Origin of the sequence: Roseburia sp. 1XD42-34 (assembly GCF_009917385.1) — a bacterium.
Classification (GTDB): domain Bacteria; phylum Bacillota; class Bacilli; order Bacillales; family Amphibacillaceae; genus Virgibacillus.
The window spans coordinates 17,812-36,288 of the sequence record NZ_QWLJ01000017.1 but is presented as its reverse complement, the minus strand read 5'-3'; the positions used below and the strand labels follow the sequence as shown (position 1 = coordinate 36,288).

The 18,477-nt window shown below is 37.3% G+C and carries 18 protein-coding genes; 13 read left to right on the top strand and 5 right to left on the bottom strand.

Annotated elements, in window-relative coordinates; translation table 11 throughout:
• The first annotated feature begins 58 nt into the window (after positions 1-58).
• The gene (locus D1839_RS11050; protein ID WP_158589647.1) at positions 59-217 is read left to right on the top strand and encodes a hypothetical protein; all 159 of its coding nucleotides are present in this window, start codon (positions 59-61) and stop codon (positions 215-217) included.
• An 832-nt stretch (positions 218-1,049) separates the two neighbouring features.
• Here the strand turns inward: D1839_RS11050 and D1839_RS11045 are convergent.
• From D1839_RS11045 to D1839_RS11030, 4 genes are all read right to left on the bottom strand, one after another.
• Positions 1,050-2,417 (bottom strand): gluconate:H+ symporter, encoded by a 1,368-nt coding sequence (locus tag D1839_RS11045; protein WP_120379959.1) that lies wholly within the window; start codon positions 2,415-2,417, stop codon positions 1,050-1,052.
• A 237-nt stretch (positions 2,418-2,654) separates the two neighbouring features.
• Complete coding sequence (gntK, locus tag D1839_RS11040) at positions 2,655-4,202, bottom strand: gluconokinase (protein ID WP_120379958.1); 1,548 nt, start codon at positions 4,200-4,202, stop codon at positions 2,655-2,657.
• Positions 4,192-4,920, bottom strand: coding sequence for a GntR family transcriptional regulator (locus tag D1839_RS11035; RefSeq protein ID WP_120379957.1), 729 nt, complete (start codon positions 4,918-4,920; stop codon positions 4,192-4,194). Before D1839_RS11035 ends, gntK begins: the two co-directional genes overlap by 11 nt.
• 481 nt (positions 4,921-5,401) lie before the next feature.
• Positions 5,402-5,578: a hypothetical protein gene (locus D1839_RS11030; RefSeq protein WP_166554450.1), complete on the bottom strand. Its 177-nt coding sequence runs from the start codon at positions 5,576-5,578 to the stop codon at positions 5,402-5,404.
• Between the two features lie 310 nt (positions 5,579-5,888).
• Here D1839_RS11030 and D1839_RS11025 point away from each other — a divergent pair, with 310 nt between their 5' ends.
• The 10 genes from D1839_RS11025 (at position 5,889) to D1839_RS10980 (ending at position 15,802) form a co-directional block, all read left to right on the top strand.
• The gene (locus tag D1839_RS11025) at positions 5,889-7,208 is read left to right on the top strand and encodes a radical SAM protein (RefSeq protein WP_120379956.1); all 1,320 of its coding nucleotides are present in this window, start codon (positions 5,889-5,891) and stop codon (positions 7,206-7,208) included.
• A gap of 15 nt (positions 7,209-7,223) precedes the next feature.
• Positions 7,224-7,931, top strand: a complete 708-nt coding sequence (locus D1839_RS11020) for a TorD/DmsD family molecular chaperone (protein WP_120379955.1) — start codon at positions 7,224-7,226, stop codon at positions 7,929-7,931.
• A gap of 22 nt (positions 7,932-7,953) precedes the next feature.
• Positions 7,954-10,539, top strand: a complete 2,586-nt coding sequence (locus D1839_RS11015; protein WP_120379954.1) for a molybdopterin-dependent oxidoreductase — start codon at positions 7,954-7,956, stop codon at positions 10,537-10,539.
• A 3-nt stretch (positions 10,540-10,542) separates the two neighbouring features.
• Positions 10,543-11,076: a DMSO/selenate family reductase complex B subunit gene (locus D1839_RS11010; RefSeq protein WP_120379953.1), complete on the top strand. Its 534-nt coding sequence runs from the start codon at positions 10,543-10,545 to the stop codon at positions 11,074-11,076.
• A 15-nt stretch (positions 11,077-11,091) separates the two neighbouring features.
• A complete protein-coding gene (locus D1839_RS11005) occupies positions 11,092-11,940 on the top strand; it encodes a dimethyl sulfoxide reductase anchor subunit family protein (protein WP_120379952.1) in 849 nt (282 codons plus the stop codon).
• 179 nt (positions 11,941-12,119) lie between these two features.
• On the top strand, positions 12,120-13,079 hold the full coding sequence (locus tag D1839_RS11000; RefSeq protein ID WP_120379951.1) for a 4Fe-4S binding protein: 960 nt from the start codon (positions 12,120-12,122) through the stop codon (positions 13,077-13,079).
• On the top strand, positions 13,067-13,249 hold the full coding sequence (locus D1839_RS10995; RefSeq protein WP_120379950.1) for a twin-arginine translocase TatA/TatE family subunit: 183 nt from the start codon (positions 13,067-13,069) through the stop codon (positions 13,247-13,249). The genes D1839_RS11000 and D1839_RS10995 overlap by 13 nt, the downstream gene beginning before the upstream one ends.
• A 464-nt stretch (positions 13,250-13,713) precedes the next feature.
• The gene (locus tag D1839_RS10990) at positions 13,714-14,631 is read left to right on the top strand and encodes a ketopantoate reductase family protein (RefSeq protein WP_120379949.1); all 918 of its coding nucleotides are present in this window, start codon (positions 13,714-13,716) and stop codon (positions 14,629-14,631) included.
• A gap of 14 nt (positions 14,632-14,645) precedes the next feature.
• Positions 14,646-14,801 carry a YtzI protein gene (gene ytzI, locus D1839_RS10985; protein WP_120379948.1) on the top strand — a complete coding sequence of 52 codons (156 nt, stop codon included), beginning with the start codon at positions 14,646-14,648 and terminating at the stop codon, positions 14,799-14,801.
• Between the two features lie 14 nt (positions 14,802-14,815).
• Positions 14,816-15,802, top strand: coding sequence for a Gfo/Idh/MocA family protein (locus D1839_RS10980; protein WP_120379947.1), 987 nt, complete (start codon positions 14,816-14,818; stop codon positions 15,800-15,802).
• A 588-nt stretch (positions 15,803-16,390) separates the two neighbouring features.
• On the opposite strand, the gene D1839_RS10975 is transcribed toward D1839_RS10980, so the two are convergent.
• Positions 16,391-16,939: a M15 family metallopeptidase gene (locus D1839_RS10975; protein WP_120379946.1), complete on the bottom strand. Its 549-nt coding sequence runs from the start codon at positions 16,937-16,939 to the stop codon at positions 16,391-16,393.
• Positions 16,940-17,272: 333 nt separating this feature from the next.
• On the opposite strand from D1839_RS10975, the gene D1839_RS10970 reads away from it, so the two are divergent.
• Together D1839_RS10970 and D1839_RS10965 are read left to right on the top strand one after the other, a co-directional pair.
• On the top strand, positions 17,273-17,890 hold the full coding sequence (locus D1839_RS10970; protein WP_120379945.1) for a glycerol-3-phosphate acyltransferase: 618 nt from the start codon (positions 17,273-17,275) through the stop codon (positions 17,888-17,890).
• A gap of 29 nt (positions 17,891-17,919) precedes the next feature.
• A complete protein-coding gene (locus tag D1839_RS10965) occupies positions 17,920-18,396 on the top strand; it encodes a DUF456 domain-containing protein (protein ID WP_120379991.1) in 477 nt (158 codons plus the stop codon).
• The last annotated feature ends 81 nt before the right edge of the window (positions 18,397-18,477 follow it).

Here is an 18,477-nt window from a genome sequence, read left to right as displayed (position 1 = left end):
TACTCGTATAATTAGGGATAACGTATACATACTGTAAGATAATCAGTGAGGCTTTCGTATGGTACAAATTTGCCCCGGTACATTCCAAAATTACTCTAGAGGAGAGAGTAAGCATATTCCCTTTAGTGGTGATTGGGCTAAATTACCACGTATGTGGAAAGAAGAGGAAAACACAGGGGAAGGATTATCCTTTTCAAAGCGGTTAATTCTAATTTGAGGTGTGCAAAAGAATTATAGACGCCGCTATGGATCAATGACTGCGCACACTCCGATTGTTTTTTCTACGTTATGTGTTGTTCTTCTTCGGGTGCAGAAAGAAGTCGTTAGAGCAAGTTGGTCAGCTTTTACGTATAAAAGAAAACAGCTCAAAAAGGTGAAAATGACGCCCAAAAGAATGTTAAATCAGCATTCTTGGGAGGTCATTTAGATGCTAATTAGTCAAAGTGGACTTTTTAGTAACCTAACTGAGCAATCACTTTTGCCTCCTAATCTGTGTGAAAAATTCCTTTTTTAAGAGATAAGAAAGTATAAAAATTTTGGCTTTGGGATACCGATATAACGGAATAGCCACGTCCAGCTTAAGCGCCCAGCAACTAGGCGACTTCACGAAATCGATAAGTCATCATCGGTTCGTGCCTCACCATGATTCCTAAAACTTTAGTTGATTCGTTCCATTCGCTACGTTGCTAAACGGGCGTCTGCGCCTTTGTTCTCGACATGTTTGTACGTATGGATATCAAAATAATCGATTGGTGCTTGAATAAGTTTCACTAGTTGGAGAACGAAGCTAGTATAAAAGAATAGTATTGAGCTAAAGCCTAATAAAGGGTAAACCGTTATCCATTCTCTTTATAGTAAACCGACTTAAAGCTTCTTCATGTTTATTAGTTTTAGAGTGCATGCAATACATGTATTCAATTTAGATTCGATTGATAAGCTCCACTTCACTAAGATGGATTCTATATTTTGCTAGACTTGATCCTATAACTCTCCAAAAATAACGATTGTATTTTTCAAGGTATGCAAATCATTGCAAGTTTGAGTATTATTTAAACAAAAATACTTAAAAGCAAGATAAATCCAAGACCTAAAATGGAGATAATCGTTTCTAGTAATGTCCAAGTTGAAAATGTTTCTTTCATTGTTAAACCAAAGAATTCTTTAAACATCCAGAAACCTGCATCATTAACATGGGAGGCAATAAGACTTCCTGCACCAGTAGAAAGAACCATCAAAGCAAGATTAACATCAGAACCTTGCATTAATGGGATAACTAAACCAGCAGTTGTTAATGCGGCAACCGTCGCTGAGCCCAATGCAATCCTTAAAACAGCGGCAATCATCCAAGCTAATAGGATTGGTGAAATGCTACTATCTGAAAAAATGTTGGCGACAGCATCTCCTACTCCTCCATCAATTAAAACCTGCTTAAATACACCGCCTCCACCAATGATAAGGAGCATCATACCGATAGAACGAATCGATTCCTCAGCTGAATTCATAACTTGTTTCATGGGAATATGTCGGGCAATTCCCATCGTATATATCGCAATCAAAACGGAGATTAGGAGAGCGGTTGTAGGTTCACCGATTAATTGGATGATATCAAAAAGGATATGGTCCGAAAGTTTCCATATATCTTGTAAGAGCTGGATGATGGTTGCTATCGCCATTAAAATGACTGGAAATAAAGCCGTCATTACACTAATACCAAAACCAGGTGTTTCCTCTAGTTTAAAATTCTTAACTTCGCCTACAGCATCAACACTTCCAGTTTTTAAAAAAGCATCTGGGACTAACTTTTTAGCAAAGGTTGTAAATACAGGACCAGCAATCATTACAGTAGGAATTGCAATGATAAGTCCATATAATAAAACCATTCCAATATTTGCTTCATACTGTTGGGCAATGACAGTTGGTCCTGGATGTGGCGGCAAGAAGCCGTGAGTGACTGATAACGAAGCAGCCATTGGTATACCTAAATATAAAATAGACACTCTTAATTGCTTGGCAATTTGATAAATAATTGGAATAAGTAAAACGAGTCCGACCTCAAAAAACAAAGCAATACCAATAATAAATGAGGCAATCACAACAGCCCAAGAAATATTCTTTTCACCGAATCGATGAATCAATGTCATTGCGATTCGCTGGGCACCACCAGCATCTGAAACTAATTTTCCTAAAATAGCGCCAAAACCAAAAATTAATGCAATACTGCCTAATGTCCCTCCCATACCAGCTTTAATCGAAGATACAATGTCATGAAGTGGCATGCCTAAAGCTAAAGCAACTAAAAATGCTACGACTACCAGTGAAATAAAGGTGTTCAAATGTAACTTCATAATTAAAAACAATAAGACAATGACTCCTAAGGCAACTATAAGTAAAGGGAATAAGTTATCTGTAAATGACATAGGATTTGTGCTCCAATCTATTTTTTAGTTGATATTGCTACATGGTTAATTGCATTTATCCCGCATTAAGGTGCCGTAAGATTCCCGAGATTATGATCACGAGTGATACAAAAGGTCTAAATGAGAGAATACGGCACCTACATGCCCGATTCGTTTAAGGGCCTTTAGGTCATACCCCTTGCGGTACTAACATTCAGTAGGAGATGGAAGAAAACTCCTACTGAATGAAGTTTTACTTTATTGTTTTTCTTTTTTTTGAAAGGCAGTGAGTTTTTGGAATTCTGATTCTAATCTTCTTGATATGTTGATAAAAATAGGAAACAGCTCTCTGTAAACGTTTTTATTTTCGGGATGTGGTTGATGTGTATAAGTAGCACCAATAAGATGGTTGACGACTTCAAAAGAGTCTATTTTTTTCTCAGCATATAGCCCTAAAAGACAAGCGCCTAAACAAGAGGATTCATAGCTTTCAGGAATAATAACGTCATGATCAAAAATATCAGCCATCATTTGTCGCCAAACGTTAGAACGCGAGAATCCACCTGTTGCTTTAATGGAGGTGACAGGTGTATCCATCACTTCTGTTAAAGCTAAGAACACCGTATATAAGTTAAAAATAACGCCTTCTAGAGCGGCTCGAATCATATGCTCCTTTTTATGATTTAAAGTGAGTCCAATAAAAGAACCTCGAACATCTGGATTCCATAGAGGTGCTCTTTCACCCACTAAATAGGGGTGGAACAGAAGTCCATTGGCACCAGGATTAACGCGTTCTGCAATTCGAGTTAAAACGTCATATGGATCCATTCCTAGACGCTTTGCAGTTTCCATTTCACTTGCTGCAAGTTCATCACGTATCCAGCGTAACACCAGCCCCCCGTTGTTTACTGGACCACCAATTACCCAATGATTCTCTGTTAAGGCGTAACAAAAGATTCTTCCTTTTGAATCTGTTCTTGGTTGAGAGATAACAGTCCGGATGGCACCACTTGTTCCTATCGTGACAGCAACGTCCCCCTCTTTTATCGCGTTTACTCCAATATTTGAGAGTACACCGTCACTAGCTCCTATGACAAAGCGTGTGCTTTCCAAAATCCCCATTTCTTGGGCAAATTCCGGATGGCAACCTGTAAATGATTCTTTTGTTGAAACGAGACGTGATAATTTTTCTTCTGTTATATTGGCGATTTCTAGGGCGCTCTCTTCCCAAGCTAATAATTGAAGATTCATCAGTCCCATGGCGGAGGCTATGGAATAATCAACAACATAGTCATTGAAAAATTTGTAAAAAACGTATTCTTTAATACCGATGTACTTTTTGGTTTTTTGCGCAATAGTTGGTTTTTCATGTTCCATCCAAGCTATTTTACAAAGTGGTGACATAGGGTGAATGGGTGTGCCTGTTTTTAAATAAATCTCGTGTCCATTATATTTATCTTTAATTTTTTTAGCCCATTCAGAGCTTCTATTATCAGCCCAAGTGATACAACGAGTTAACGGCTTGTCCTTTTCATCTATAGCAATAACACTGTGCATCGCACTGCTAAAAGAGATAAAGGACAAATCCTTGGGGTCTATTTGTGAATGTTGCATTACATTGGTAATGGATAGAAGAACTGCTTGGAATATCTCTTCGGGATCTTGCTCCGCTGTTGAAATATCAGGCGTGTATAACTCATAGCCGTTGTTGTCCTGGCTTATAATTTCACCCGTTTCACGAAAAAGAACCGCTTTTGTACTAGTAGTTCCTATATCTACGCCAATCATATATTTATTACGATCCATTAAATTCCCTCGCTTTCTTCATCATCTCTGGGTCAGTCCATAAATCTTCGGCTTTATTTTGAACATCATGGAAGTTTTTAAAAAATGCTTCTTTGATAAGCGCTTTTTCTTTCTGTGCCAGGGCTTCAATAATAAGTTCGTGATTTTTAAGAATACGATTAAAGTCTTGATCGTTTACTTGGCTTCTATATCGCATCGATAAAATAATCAGACACTCCATGACAGGTCTTAAATGTGTCCATACCATCATAATTTGCCTATGATGAATAGATTTAATAATGGTTTCATGAAATTCTATATCTTTTAAAGAAAATTCATCAATATCCTTATACTTTATCGCTATTTTCATCATTTCCAGAATTTTATTTAGTTCGTTTAGTAATGCATCGTTTTCTGAATGTAATAAACGCTGAATAACAAATGATTCAATCATTAATCGAATATCATAAATTTCTTCAATATCCGTTTCTGAAATGCCAATCACTATTGCTCCCATTCTTTCTAAGCGAATTAACTGTTCCTTTTCTAACACTTTTAGGGCCTCCCTTACAGGGGATCTACTTACTCGATATTCTTTTGCTAATTGATTTTCTGATAAAACGGTTTCTTTTTGGATAGCTTGAGAAATAATTCTCATTCTTAATTCGGTAACGAGTCGCTCTCCCATGGATGAAGAAAAAGCTAAACCTTTTTCAGGGTAGAATTTTTTAGATGTCATACTTCTCCTCCTATTTACAGCTAAAACAATTAATTGAATACTTGTATACAAGTATATTATCACAGGAAAACAACTTTGTAAACGGATTCACAAATGACTCTTTTGAAATTATTGTAAAATCGTTGTACCTTTTAATAATTTGTTATACTTTATTTTAAATTAGCTAAATAGATGTAGAGAGTAGTGACGGCAGATCTGTTTCATTATATCTAGCAAACTAGACTCGCAAATGCATTCATAATGGGAGTTGATAGTCTATGGGATTAAGCATTTTTTATGATTATATTTAATACTGGTTTTATAAGGGGGTGCTTAGTCATTCGCTCTGAGTTGTTTTTTTAATGTATATTTCCCTAATGTCTCATTGTGTTACTTCACTGGTTTTAAGGTTTATCACTCGTTTTTTACTTAGGTATAAATGTGAAATTTTAGGGTCTAAGATAAGAGGTCTGTGATACTTAACAGACTCAAGAGGTAATCTCTACTTTACTAATAATGTTTGCAGATGATAGAATGTAGGTGAGTTAATAAGTTTCCAATAGGCTATACACATAGGAAAGGTCGCATTTACACTTGAGAATTCATCTTCATTTCTCGTGATCGCTTTAGAATAATCCCATACTAGCTCTTCATCGTTGAAATCCAAACGTGTGTGCAAAAATTTCCCCTTTTAAGTAGAGTTGACGAAAGCAGGGTGGTGTGCTTGAAATAGCATCATACAACTTCTTTAAATCGCGATTCAAACGACATAGAGAAAAGAAGATCACACTTACTTATGTTGCATATGACTGTAGTAACCTCTCTTTTCCTATTACGAGCAAACTTGGAGGCAAGCAGAGGAGTAAAAAATGCTTTCTTTCCTATTTCATCTAACGAAATAATGATCCCCATTGAGGCAAGAAGTATATTCAAGAGAAGTTTCTTATATTTTTATGTGAATTATTTCACATAACAAGGAGGCTCAAACGATGTTAACAAAAATTACGAAAGAGAACGTCTCCATGATCGAAAATGATGCTTTTCGGAACTACGCACAGTTTTTTGCAGAGATCGAAGAAACTACAATTGAGAGTATAAAGTCATTTGGCTTATCGTTGGAGCAAAAGAGTGATGAAATTAAAAATGAGCGACTAGCGAGGTTAAGAAAGAAACAAGCTACATTTAGAAATAATAACAAAAGTATTGTGATCAACCAACTATCGAGTGCGTGTGAAGCTTGCCAAACAGGAACTGGAAGCTATACATCGTTTGTTACACTCAATTGTCATCGTGACTGCTATTTTTGTTTTAACAAAAACCAAGAAGATTACACATTCTATTTACATCATCAAAAAGATGCTAACGAAGAGTTAGCCTGTTTAATAGAAAGTGGGTATGAATTAAAGCACCTTGCGTTAACTGGCGGAGAACCGCTACTTTTTAAAGCAGAGACTATCAGCTTCTTTCAATTGGCTCAAGAAATATCTCCAAACACCTATACAAGGTTATATACAGCAGGAGATCTTTTAACAGAAGACATCCTACAACAGTTACAACAAGCAGATTTAGATGAAATCCGAATTAGCATCAAAATGGAAGACCCAATCAAAAGAAGAGAAAGAGTTTTAAAGAAAGTGGAATTAGCTCAAACGTATATTCCTCATGTTTTAGTAGAAATGCCTGTTATTCCTGGAACAAGGCAAGAAATGAAAGATTTACTTTTAACTTTAGAAGAAATGGGTATATTTGGTATTAATTTATTAGAGTTTTGCTTTCCCTTAGTCCATTCCCGGTCGTTTGGTGAAAGGGGTTTCACATTAAAAAATCCACCTTATGAAATCTATTACAATTATTGGTATGCAGGTGGTCTGGCTGTCGCAGAGAGTGAAGACCTATGTCTAGAATTGGTGGAATTTGCTATTGATAAAGAATTAAGTCTTGGGGTCCATTATTGTTCTTTAGAAAATAAATTTACAGGGCAAATTTACCAACAAAATTATAGTCAGCCAATGAATGATACATACCATTTTTCCACGAGGGATTATTTTTATAAAACGGCAAAAGCATTTGGAAAAGACAAAGAAAACGTGAGGGACCAACTAAATAGCATCGGAGAACCTTTTATTATTGATAAGGATGATGATTTTATTCAGTTTCCCGTTCATGCTATTCCATTTTTAAAGCCTAATGACATAGAATTGGCGATCGTTTCTAGTGTTATCGAAACTAGGATGAATGAAGAGTTGATACGCGAAGTAGGTGTTGATTGTACAACACCATTACTATTTGAGCAAACAGATATCGATTAGTGTGGAGGGAGAAAGATGAGGAGTTCAGAAGCTGTCTTAGATATGGCAGAGGTGTTCTATGCACGACAATTTGTTTACGATGTTTTAAGACGTTTTTTTCTTGAAGAACCGTCGCGGGATTATCTCGCTTATTTTGTACAAGAAAAACTGATTGACTTATTTCCTTTTGTTGAAGAATCAGAAGACATACAAAGAGGAATTGCAGAAATAAAAGGATATTTATCTAAGCATAATGTGATTGGCAACGATACAGATTATGAAGACTTACATTGGGATTATACCAGATTGTTTGTAGGTCCATTTGATTTGCCTGCCCCACCTTGGGAATCTGTATATGTACGAAAAGATCGCTTGTTATTTCAAAGTAATACGGTAGATGTCCGAAATGTATATCTTCAGTTTGGTTATGAAGTGGAACATAAAAATCTAGAAGCAGAAGACCATGTAGGGCTAGAGCTTGATTTTATGTTTCATTTAAATGATTTAACTCTGAGAAGTTTAAAAAATGTTGGTTTAAAATCAAAAGCTAATTCCACTTATCTAATCAAAGAGCAAAAGAAATTTTTGGAAATTCATTTATTAGCGTTTATTTCTACATTCTCTGAAAAAGTGATAGAAAATGCTCATACAGGATTTTTTTCTGGGATGGCGAGGCTGCTAAGGTCCTATTTGAAAATAGATGCTGCCATTTTAGAAGAACTTTTAGAGAGGGACGAAAGTTAAAGAACAAGGGAGGAGCGTTCAGATGTTTGATCTTATGTCAAAACTGAAAAACTATAAAATGTCAAGAAGAGCGTTTGTTGGCTGGTCAGCTGCTGTTACGGCTGCAGCGGCAATACCTGTCAGTAGAGGTCTAAAAACAAAAGCTGAGCTGAATAAAGTGTTTGCAGCTAGTGAAGGAAATGAAGTATGGAAGTCAGCTGCCTGTTGGCATAATTGCGGTGGACGTTGTGTGAATAAAGTTTTAGTGAAAGATAACGTTGTGATTAGACAAAAAACGGATGATACACATGAGGATAGCCCTGATTATCCTCAACAAAGAGGTTGTTTACGAGGGAGGTCGCAACGGCAACAAGTATTCGGCGCTGATCGACTAAAATACCCAATGAAACGAAAAAACTGGAAGCCTGGAGGAGGAAAGAAAGAATTACGTGGCAAAGACCAATGGGTTCGCATTTCTTGGGATGAAGCTCTCGATATTGTTGCAAGTGAAATGAAAAGAATAGCTCAAAAACATGGAAACAACGCTCTTTGGGCTACGGGTTCTGGAGAAATAACCAAAGTATTGTCTGAGAACGGTGGCTGTACAACAGATTATGGTACGACATCATGGGGGGCTTGGTTTTGGGCCTCTACTATGATGGGAGTAGCAGAGGGATGGGAGGAACTTGGTATCAATGATCGGATCGATTTACGCAACTCACAGCTGATTGTTTTATGGGGAGTAAATCCAGCATGGAGCAGCCCAGGTAGCCCGACCTATAATTATTTGCAAGCTAAGAAGGCGGGGGCACATTTTATTTCCATCGATCCGAAGTATACAGAATCGGCCCAAGTATTTGGAGCTGACTGGGTTCCAATTCGCCCAGGAACCGATGATGCGCTAGCTTTCGGTATGATGTATACATTATTAGACGAGGATGATCCAAAGAGTAACCCGCTTATTGATTGGGACTTTTTAAATCGGTGTACGGTAGGTTTTGATAAGGAACATATGCCAAAAGGGGCAAACCCTAAGGACAATTTTAAAGATTATTTACTAGGAACGTATGATAATGAACCAAAAACCCCAGAGTGGGCAGCCGAAATCTGTGGAGTAGAGCCTGAAAAAATACGTGAATTAGCACGTAAAATAGGTTCAACAGAACGTGTAGCTTTGCTAACTGGATGGGCGCCAGCTCGGATAAATAACGGGGAGGGATGGGTGCAAGCCTTTTCAACTCTTGGTTTTATGACGGGGCATATGGGACGCTCCGGGAGAATGACTGGTGTTAGTTGTCACCGATCATCCGGTAATGGCGGCCATTGGCTTGTAAATAAAGGTGAAAATGGGTATCCACAACCTGAAAATCCTGTCACTGACTCGATTAATCATAATGAAATATTTCCAGCTATATTAGAAGGGAAATTTCACCAAAAAGGGGAAGGAGAACGAAAAGCCAATATCCAGCTAATCTATCATCAATTTAACGCAACATTACAAACACGCTCTACCATTTTACAAGGTATTCAAGCACATAGAAAGGTAGAATTTGTCGTTACCCATGCTTATACGCTAACAACTAATGCGAAATATTCAGATGTTGTTTTACCCGTAACGACAGAGTGGGAGCGAGAAGGTGGGCTTTTAGTAGGAAACCGAGAGATCCTCATTGCCCACACAAATATCGTTGAGCCGATGTATGAAGCTAAAAGTGATGTATGGATTGCGAAAGAACTAATGAAAAAACTAGGCAAAGATCCTAAGAAGCTTTATCCGTTTAGTGAAAAACAGGCATTTTTTAATGAGCTAGCTTCAAGTACTGTTATAAAGGAGAATGGAAAAGATTACGAACCGCTAGTCGGAATTACAGCAAGAGATATAAAAGAATGGGGAGTGGAAGGGAAGCCTCAAAAAGGAAGGATTTCTTTGCAGGAATTTTTAGAAAAAGGAGTTTACCAAGTAAAGAGAAAACCTGGTGACAATTTTGGCTATATTGCGTATCAAGATTTTGTGGAAAAACCAGACAAGCATCCTTTAGAGACACCAAGTGGGAAATTTGAAATTTACTGTAACACGATTGCAGAGGAATCGAAAGGTGGCTGGACGGAAGTTTCCCCAATTCCAAAATATGTGCCAAAAGCAAGAGGTTATGAAGCAACTTTTGCGGATTGGCAGAATAAGAAAAAGGGAAAATACTCATTTCAAGTCTTCAATCCGCATTATTTAAGAAGATCTCACAGCACATTTGATAATGTACCTTGGCTGCGTGAAGCTATGCCGAATCCCGTTTTCATCAGTAAAAAAGACGCAAAGGAACTCGGTATCAAAGATGGAGATACCGTCCTTCTTTCAAATGAATATGGTAAAACATTACGCCCAGCTAAAACGACAGAAACGTTAATGCCAGGAACTGTAGCTTTACCCCATGGAGCATGGGTAGAAATGGATGAAAAAGAGGAAGTGGACAAGGCAGGGGCAGATAATATGTTGACAGCTCCTATTGCCACTGGTTTGGGCACATCAGGTTGGAACACCGTGATATGTCATGTAGAAAAGTATCAAGGTGATCCGTTAATTGAAGATGCGAAGTGGGAACAACGGATATTTTTTCCAAATGGGGAGGTGTAATCATTGACTCAAGTAGGTTTTTTTATAGATGTAACAAAGTGTATCGGTTGCAAAACTTGCGTCATTGCTTGTAAAGATAAAAATGATTTAGAAGTAGGGAGAAATTTTCGCAGAGTTTATTCTTTTGAAACTGGAGAGTTTCCAAATCCTAGATTATCTCATTTATCCATTTCCTGTAACCATTGTGATAAGCCAAAATGTATGGAGAACTGTCCAACAACAGCTATCTATAAGCGGAAAGAAGATGGCGTTGTATTAATTGATCATGATAAATGTGTTGGTTGTAAGTATTGTGAATGGAATTGTCCTTATGAAGCACCGCAATATAGCGAAGAATTGGGAAGAATGACCAAGTGTGATACGTGTATCGACTTACGGGAAAATGGTGAAGAACCTGTATGTGTTACTTCATGTCCAATGCGGGCAATAGAATTTGGTTCGATTGATGAATTACGTAAAAAACACGGAACAAATAGTGATATAAGGGGTCTACCAAGTTCATCGATTACGAAGCCGAATCTGGTGATTAAAAAGTAAAGGTGGGAAGACAAGATGAATGATTGGTCATTGCTTATTTTTACGATAGCCATACAAGCTGCTATTGGTAGTATATTGCTGTTGTGGATGTTTCAGGTCAAACATAAAAAGAAACCAGATCAAGAAATATTTCAACTTTTCAAAGTACCTTTAATTGTTATTGCTACTTTGGCAATTATTGGATTAGGGGCATCATTTTCTCACTTAGGAACTCCTACTAATTCGTTTAACACGATTAGAAACATTGGCTCATCCTGGATGAGTAGGGAAATTGTAGTGACAGGGATGTTTATTGGACTCGTTATGGTTACATGTGCTTGGGCTCTGTATCGGCAAAGAATTTCATCCTGGTTACTATTTGGATCCGGTCTTATTGGGCTCGTGGATGTATATTGCATGGCAGCAATATATACCAACTCTTTAGTTGGTCCTTGGAATTCTATTCATACATTTATGTCATTTTATGGTACAACCTTTATTTTAGGGTCGGTACTTGCTGATGCTCTACTTATGCCAAGCCTATATAAGCAGAAAAAAGAATTAGAAGCAAAGCAATTTTTAAAAACAGCCTTCATGATCATGCTTTTAGGCGTTGCATTGCAAGTTATTGGCGTTGCTATGTTCCCAACTTCTACACAAGAGATAAACATCATGGGAGAAACCGTAAATACAGCTATTCTATCAAGTTATAAAGGGATGATTGCTTCACGTTGGATAATTTCTATTTTTGGTATCGCCTTATTTGGATATTTGACAATATCCAATTCCAAAAAATTCTATCCCCGTCTCATGATTCTAACGTTGCTTGCATTTGTAATGTCAGAAGGATTAAGTCGATATGTATTTTATTTATTAGGATCATAATATTTACTTTAGGTTAAAAGAACTTTAGGGAACTAAGCAAAGAAAATACAAGAAATATGTTTATTGCTATCTAATTTGTGAATTTTTGAACAAAAACTGTAACAGCCAGGGTTTCAAATCATAAGTAAAAGAGCTGCCGGAAAGGGTAGTTTTAAAAATCTACAAAGGGGGGCATTCCAATGGGATTTTTAACTCGTTGGTTGGAGAGTTTGGACTATGATTATAAAATTTTACCACATTGTTCACGCTACAAAAGTCCCCACTCTACTTGTACGGAATGTATAGATCATTGCCCAAAGGAAGCCATTCAGTTACAGAACGGAAAACCAGTTATTCATACTGCAGATTGTATAGACTGTGGAAAATGTGTTGCGAGCTGTCCTGTACAAGCAGTGGAAGGATTTCTCCCTAAGCGTTCCATTATCCATAAACAATATATTATCGATAGTTACAATACACCTACGTTGAAAGAATTACTTGTTTACTATAAAAAAGGAATTACCACCATTATATGTCCGGAAAAGTACAGGAACGCTGCTTGGGAAGAAATGCTAGAACAGGTGAATCAATTATTAATAAAACTTGGCGAAGAACCATTTACAGTCAGTGAGGAGCAACTACCATTTCCTCATCATGAATCAATGACACGGAGGGAATTATTGTTCACTTGGGAAAGGGAGTTAAAGCAATTTGCCAAAAAAATGACGCCTGCTAAATGGCGCTTTAACCATGAAAGTTTAGACGTAGCAAAACATTATCCTGATTATCAGTTTGTTTATATCTATTTAGATAAAAGCAAATGTACTTTATGTAAAGCATGTCAAATGTTATGTCCAAAAAGCTGTCTGCAAATCAATGAAACAAACTTTACTCTTGTTGCGCAGCGATGCTCCAATTGTTTATTATGCCAAGATATTTGTCCAGAACATGCTATTTCACTAAAGAAAATGATCTCACCCGCTACAACAGAGAAACAACCGATTTATACAAAGGAATGTTCTTGTTGTGAAAACCCGTACCAAACAACAAATGAAATACAACAACTTTGCGTTGCTTGTCAAAAGAAACAGCAATTTTCAAGCAGTATAATAGAACAATCCATTGATTTTATGAAGGAGGGATCGTCATGGCAAATATAGGTGTGCCTGGTTTAATCGTCATTCTTATCGTAGCTTTAATCATTTTTGGCCCTAACAAATTGCCTGAGCTCGGCAAAGCAGTAGGCAAAACGTTAAGAGAGTTTAAGCTCTCAACAAAAGGGGTGATGGATGATGATGAAAATACATCGGATGATGCTGAAAAGGAATAAATGATCTTTCACTTATAGAAGCAATATGAAAAAAATGAAAGGAATTCATACATGGATAATGAGGAAACATCATCCATTAAAGTTAAACATTCTTAACGGATTACGCACGTTAATGAAAAGTTCTAGGTTTAATATGTCTGTTAAACCAGAACTTTTTTATTGTCTAGGAAAGTATAAAATTTTCCAGCTGTGGATAAACTTACGAAGTTATTTAGCCACGTCCGGAGCATGATCCCAGCAACTAGGCGACTTCACGAATCGCCCTACGCCTTTGTTCTTGATGGTATGATAAGTGCGTTCAAAAGAACGTATCGATGAGGCTATGGTTTCAGGTGTTTTTGAAAAAGCTGCATGCCGTATATTGATGGTGTAGTCTTTCTTTTTAAAGTTAAAAAGTGGATGTGTTTTTTGTAGTAGACGCCATTCGTAAATCCATGTATGATTCATGTTAAGGAGGGAAAAGCATGCATATCGTTATATTAGGAGCGGGCGCACTAGGTGGTTATTTTGGGTTGCGCTTTCAAGAAGCAGGTGCAAAGGTCACTTTTTTAGTACGTTCAAAAAGGGCTGAACAGTTGCAAAAGCATGGATTGGCTATTCGGAGTCCTCATGGCGATGTACTTGGAGAGAAAGTTAATTGGGAAACCAATCCAGCTGATGTCGAGAACCCAGATGTGGTCTTGGTAAGTGTGAAAGGGTACCATCTTAATGGAGTGTTGGAGCAATTGGGTACGCTTGTAAATAAAGGAGCTTACGTTTTACCGGTACTAAATGGGATCGAGCATATCCACATATTGCAGCAGGAATTCGGAAGGGAAAAAATAATAGGTGGTCTCGCCTTTATTATTGCCACGCTAAATAATCAGGGACATGTCGTACATACTGGCGCTTTTCATGAGCTTATTTTTGGACCGCTTTGTAAGGAACAAGAAAAAGTAACGTCGGAATTAGAAACCTTTAGTAATAAAGCTGTCATGACGGGGAAGCGGACGACTAACATTATATATGAGCTATGGAAAAAGTATATGTTTATCAATGCCTTCTCTGGGATTACAACAGCCGTACAACTGCCAATTGGTGAAATTCGTAAACACGAAGAAACCTTCCAGATCGCTATCCACCTTTTACAAGAAATGAGAGAATTAGCAGGAAAGTATGATGTGAACCTTGCAGATAAAGACGTCACAGAAGCAATAACCAACATGCAACAATTTGATGCACAAGCTACTTCATCGATGCATCAAGACTTACGGAAGGGGTTACCTCTTGAACTAGACCATTTGCATGGTGGAGCAATCCGTTTAGCAAAAGCAAAGCAACTAGAGCTTAGTACTATGAAAATGATCTATGGTATAATAAAACCGTTCGAAAATAGGCCGTAAAGTGAGGTATAGTTATGTCGACAGCAATGATCATCAGTATCATTTCTATCGTAGTAGTTATTTTCGTACTCATATTATCTATTGTTACTATAAGCAAAGGATATGCATATAAACATGAAGTAGATCCTATGCCTGAAAGACAAGATAACAACAAAGAAACAGATACGTAAAGGGGAGAAGTACATTGAAATTTTGTACGATCGGCACGAGTTGGATCACAGAAGCTTTTATTGATGCAGCCAATCGAAGTGGAGATGCCCAGTTAGCGGCGGTTTATTCAAGGAGGTTAGAAACTGCTCAAGCTTTTGCTAACAAGCACGGAGCTGTCAAAGCATATACAGATATCAAAGAAATGTTAGAAGCTGATGAGTGTGACTTTGTATATATTGCTTCACCAAATATCCTCCATCCAGACCATATCAAAATAGCAATTCAGAGCGGGAAACATGTGTTTTGTGAAAAACCAATGGTGTTTACAGACAAACAATGGCAAAAAATCGCACAACTATCTAAAGCACATGAAGTATTTGTGTTTGAAGGATTTCGCCATTTGTTTTCTCCTAATTATCAACGTCTAAAAAAAGAATTAACTAATATAGGAACTATTCGCAGCGCATTGCTCCAATACGGCCAATACTCTTCTCGGTATGATAAGTATAGGGAAGGAGAGGAGCCGAATGTGTTCTCACCACAGTTTGCAGGCGGTGCATTGATGGACTTAGGTGTCTATCCATTAAGCATGGCGATAGATTTATTTGGCCATCCTCAAGATTTTTCCTATTATCCGGTATTATTGAAAAATGGTATTGACGGAAGTGGAACCATGGTACTTACATATGATGGGTTTATCGTTACAATACTATGTTCTAAAATAACGAACGCATTCATGCAATCGGAAATACACGGAGAAGATGGAACACTGATCATGGATGCGATCGCTCCAATTTCTCAACTACAGCTTCATGATAGAAAAACTGCGCAAATAAATGAGTTGGCAAATGAACAATATGAAGCGGATATGGTATTTGAGATTCAAGCTTTTGTCAAAATGGTTAGTGGGAATAATTGGCAATTGCATGATTCTTATTTAGAAAGAAGTCGAACAATTGCCCAATTAACAGAAAAAATGAGGGAGGAAAATGGAATCCATTTTCCTAATGAATTAAGATAGAAAAAAATAAGCTAGGACTTAAGTAAACCCATATAGCAAAAGCTGAACTTATCACTGTTCGGCTTAGTTGCGTTTTAAAAAAGGTTCTATGTCAAATTACTTCGCTTTCCACAAGATGACCTCAGCTTACTCGGAAAGCAAATGCCGTTTTCCTATGGGAACTTCAGCTCGTGCTGCTTCAGAGCATAAGTTTATCTGTTTTGACTACGCTAGAATTTGCGTATACACAATTGTCGGTTTAATGTTCGTTTTTAAAATCAGCTGCTTTAGTTAAGTCCCAGCCGTTGGTGCAAGGGTGATTGACCACGCTAGCCATCTACGCAGCTAAAACAAGTTGTCTTGCATCTGAAACGAGCATTACGAGCGAGCTAAGCTGAGAAAGTCGCTCGTGTCAGAAGAAAAAGTAACGCACCGGATCGAAAAAGTCGCCTGGGCCATTGAGAAAGTCGCGCACACGAGAGAGTCGTTCACCGAATCGAGAAAGCAGCACACCGAACCGAGAAAAGTTGTGCAACAAATCGCGGAAGTCGTTCCCATCTTAAAATCGGAACACCAGTCTTGATATAGAGCGCCATGTTAAATAGCTAATTAGCCCTCTTTTTCATCTGGTCGGCTTCCGCGTTGCAATTCTGCGATACTCAATCCAAATGTCATTTGCAAATGGGGATAATCTTTAAAAGCTTTCCAATCGCCGCCCCATTCGAAACCTAGTTCTTTTGCAATGGACGCTACCTCAAGCCAATCCGACTTGCCGTTACTATTGCCATCATATTCGATATCCCAAATAACTTCGCCAGCAGGATTTTTTAACGCATAATCAATTGCTAAGCCATAGTTATGATATGATTCTCCGCCTTTCGCATTGGTAATCTTTCTTCCATTTGTTTCTCTACCTCGATCATACAACTCGTTTTGCTCCTTAACGGTTCGTAAACCGTCTGTAATTACAACTTGAATATTTTTTGCAGCAGTTTTATATATCAATGTTTCTTTTTTTTCTTTAACTATCGGATGGAGGTCAGTTGGCATTTCTTTATCGGTCTCCACGGGTTGCTTCATATTATAGATAACAACTAATAAAATAAGGCCAATTAACATAATAAACCAAGGCAACAATGTTCGCTGAATATTTTTCATGCTGAGGCTATCTCCTTCAAAAAAACAGTACTGACGCTATTACTTTGGATTTAAGAAACTTTCGTAAGTAGGATATTTTTCAAACAACAAGTTATCCTTCCCATAAAACGCTCAAAATTTGCCTGATAAACGGGAGTTAGTAGTTTGAAATATTTATTCTATCTGTGAAAAAATCCTAGATAAATAGTCGAAAAAACTATTATTACGAAACGATCCGTAAGATATCGCATAAACTATATCACTAGCTTAGCAAATGTATACCCATTTGCAAATAATCAACATCTCATTACGCTCTGTCAATTTTTACGTTATAATAAAAAAAGGAGGGATATCATGATTACGGCACTGGCTTCCATCATCGGTTATTTAATTGGATGTTTACATGGTTCGCAATTGGTAAGTATGTATAAACGTGTGGACATCAAGAATGCTGGTGTTAAAAACGCTGGAGCATCTAATACAACCATTTTATTGGGGTGGAAGTATGGCATCTTTGTAGCCCTCTTTGATATATTAAAAGGTACCTTTGCGATATGGATTTCTTTATATTTATTAAAAATGTATGGCATTAGTGGCGATGAACAGATCTTACTTATTTATATTACGGCATTATTTGTCATTTTAGGTCATAATTATCCAATCACGATGAAATTTTGCGGAGGAAAAGGAACAGCTTCGCTTGTAGGAATTTTACTTGCTGTAGATTGGAAGATTGCGGTTATTGGAATTGGACTTTTACTCGTCATTACTATTGCAACAGATTATTTAGTAATCGGCGTTTTAGTGATGTACCTTTCTTTCCTACTGTCGACCTATGTTTTCTTTGGTTTAGAGCCAACTTTAATTGTCGTTTTTCTATCAATTTTAAGTATAGCGAAACATATGGAGAACTATCGTCGTATAATAGCAAAGCAGGAAACGAAATTATCAAGTATGTTTCGTAAAAACTAGTTGTTAATGGGGGATATATTATTGTGGATATGGTTATTTGGATTTTAATTATTGCTTTATTTATTTTAAGCTTTGTAGGGATTATTTTCCCGATAATTCCATCTGTATTTGTGCTTTGGGGCGGGTTTCTTTTATATCATTTTTTCCTTAATCCGAATGAATTGACGTTGTCGTTTTGGATTGCAATGGGAATTATTACGCTTCTATTGGTTGGCGCTGATATTATTGCTAACAGCTATTTTGTCAAGAAATACGGCGGGAGTAAGTGGGGAGAGCGCGGCGCTGCTATTGCTGTGATTGTCGGTTCGTTTATTATCCCACCATTTGGGATTTTAATCGTCCCATTTCTTACTGTGTTTATCATCGAACTACTACAGCAACGCACCGTACAGGAGGCGTTTTGGGCTTCATTTGGTTCATTAATCGGATTTCTTGGTGGCGCAGTTGCCAAAATAATTATTCAATTGATTATGATTGCTTGGTTCTTAGTGGTAATTTTATTCTAAAGTTATGGTAAATGGATGGTGTTCGTTCTTAGTGGTGAGTTTATTTTAAATTTATAACAAGTGGATGATGCTTATTTAGTT

Coding starts and splice junctions, on each gene's coding strand:
- D1839_RS11045 (WP_120379959.1), bottom strand. CDS start 2,417: ATGTCATTTACAGATAACTTATTCCCTTTACTTATAGTTGCCTTAGGA.
- D1839_RS10990 (WP_120379949.1), top strand. CDS start 13,714: ATGCATATCGTTATATTAGGAGCGGGCGCACTAGGTGGTTATTTTGGG.
- D1839_RS11025 (WP_120379956.1), top strand. CDS start 5,889: ATGTTAACAAAAATTACGAAAGAGAACGTCTCCATGATCGAAAATGAT.
- gntK (WP_120379958.1), bottom strand. CDS start 4,202: ATGGATCGTAATAAATATATGATTGGCGTAGATATAGGAACTACTAGT.
- ytzI (WP_120379948.1), top strand. CDS start 14,646: ATGTCGACAGCAATGATCATCAGTATCATTTCTATCGTAGTAGTTATT.
- D1839_RS10970 (WP_120379945.1), top strand. CDS start 17,273: ATGATTACGGCACTGGCTTCCATCATCGGTTATTTAATTGGATGTTTA.
- D1839_RS11005 (WP_120379952.1), top strand. CDS start 11,092: ATGAATGATTGGTCATTGCTTATTTTTACGATAGCCATACAAGCTGCT.
- D1839_RS11035 (WP_120379957.1), bottom strand. CDS start 4,920: ATGACATCTAAAAAATTCTACCCTGAAAAAGGTTTAGCTTTTTCTTCA.
- D1839_RS10965 (WP_120379991.1), top strand. CDS start 17,920: ATGGTTATTTGGATTTTAATTATTGCTTTATTTATTTTAAGCTTTGTA.
- D1839_RS11020 (WP_120379955.1), top strand. CDS start 7,224: ATGAGGAGTTCAGAAGCTGTCTTAGATATGGCAGAGGTGTTCTATGCA.
- D1839_RS11015 (WP_120379954.1), top strand. CDS start 7,954: ATGTTTGATCTTATGTCAAAACTGAAAAACTATAAAATGTCAAGAAGA.
- D1839_RS11050 (WP_158589647.1), top strand. CDS start 59: ATGGTACAAATTTGCCCCGGTACATTCCAAAATTACTCTAGAGGAGAG.
- D1839_RS11000 (WP_120379951.1), top strand. CDS start 12,120: ATGGGATTTTTAACTCGTTGGTTGGAGAGTTTGGACTATGATTATAAA.
- D1839_RS10975 (WP_120379946.1), bottom strand. CDS start 16,939: ATGAAAAATATTCAGCGAACATTGTTGCCTTGGTTTATTATGTTAATT.
- D1839_RS10995 (WP_120379950.1), top strand. CDS start 13,067: ATGGCAAATATAGGTGTGCCTGGTTTAATCGTCATTCTTATCGTAGCT.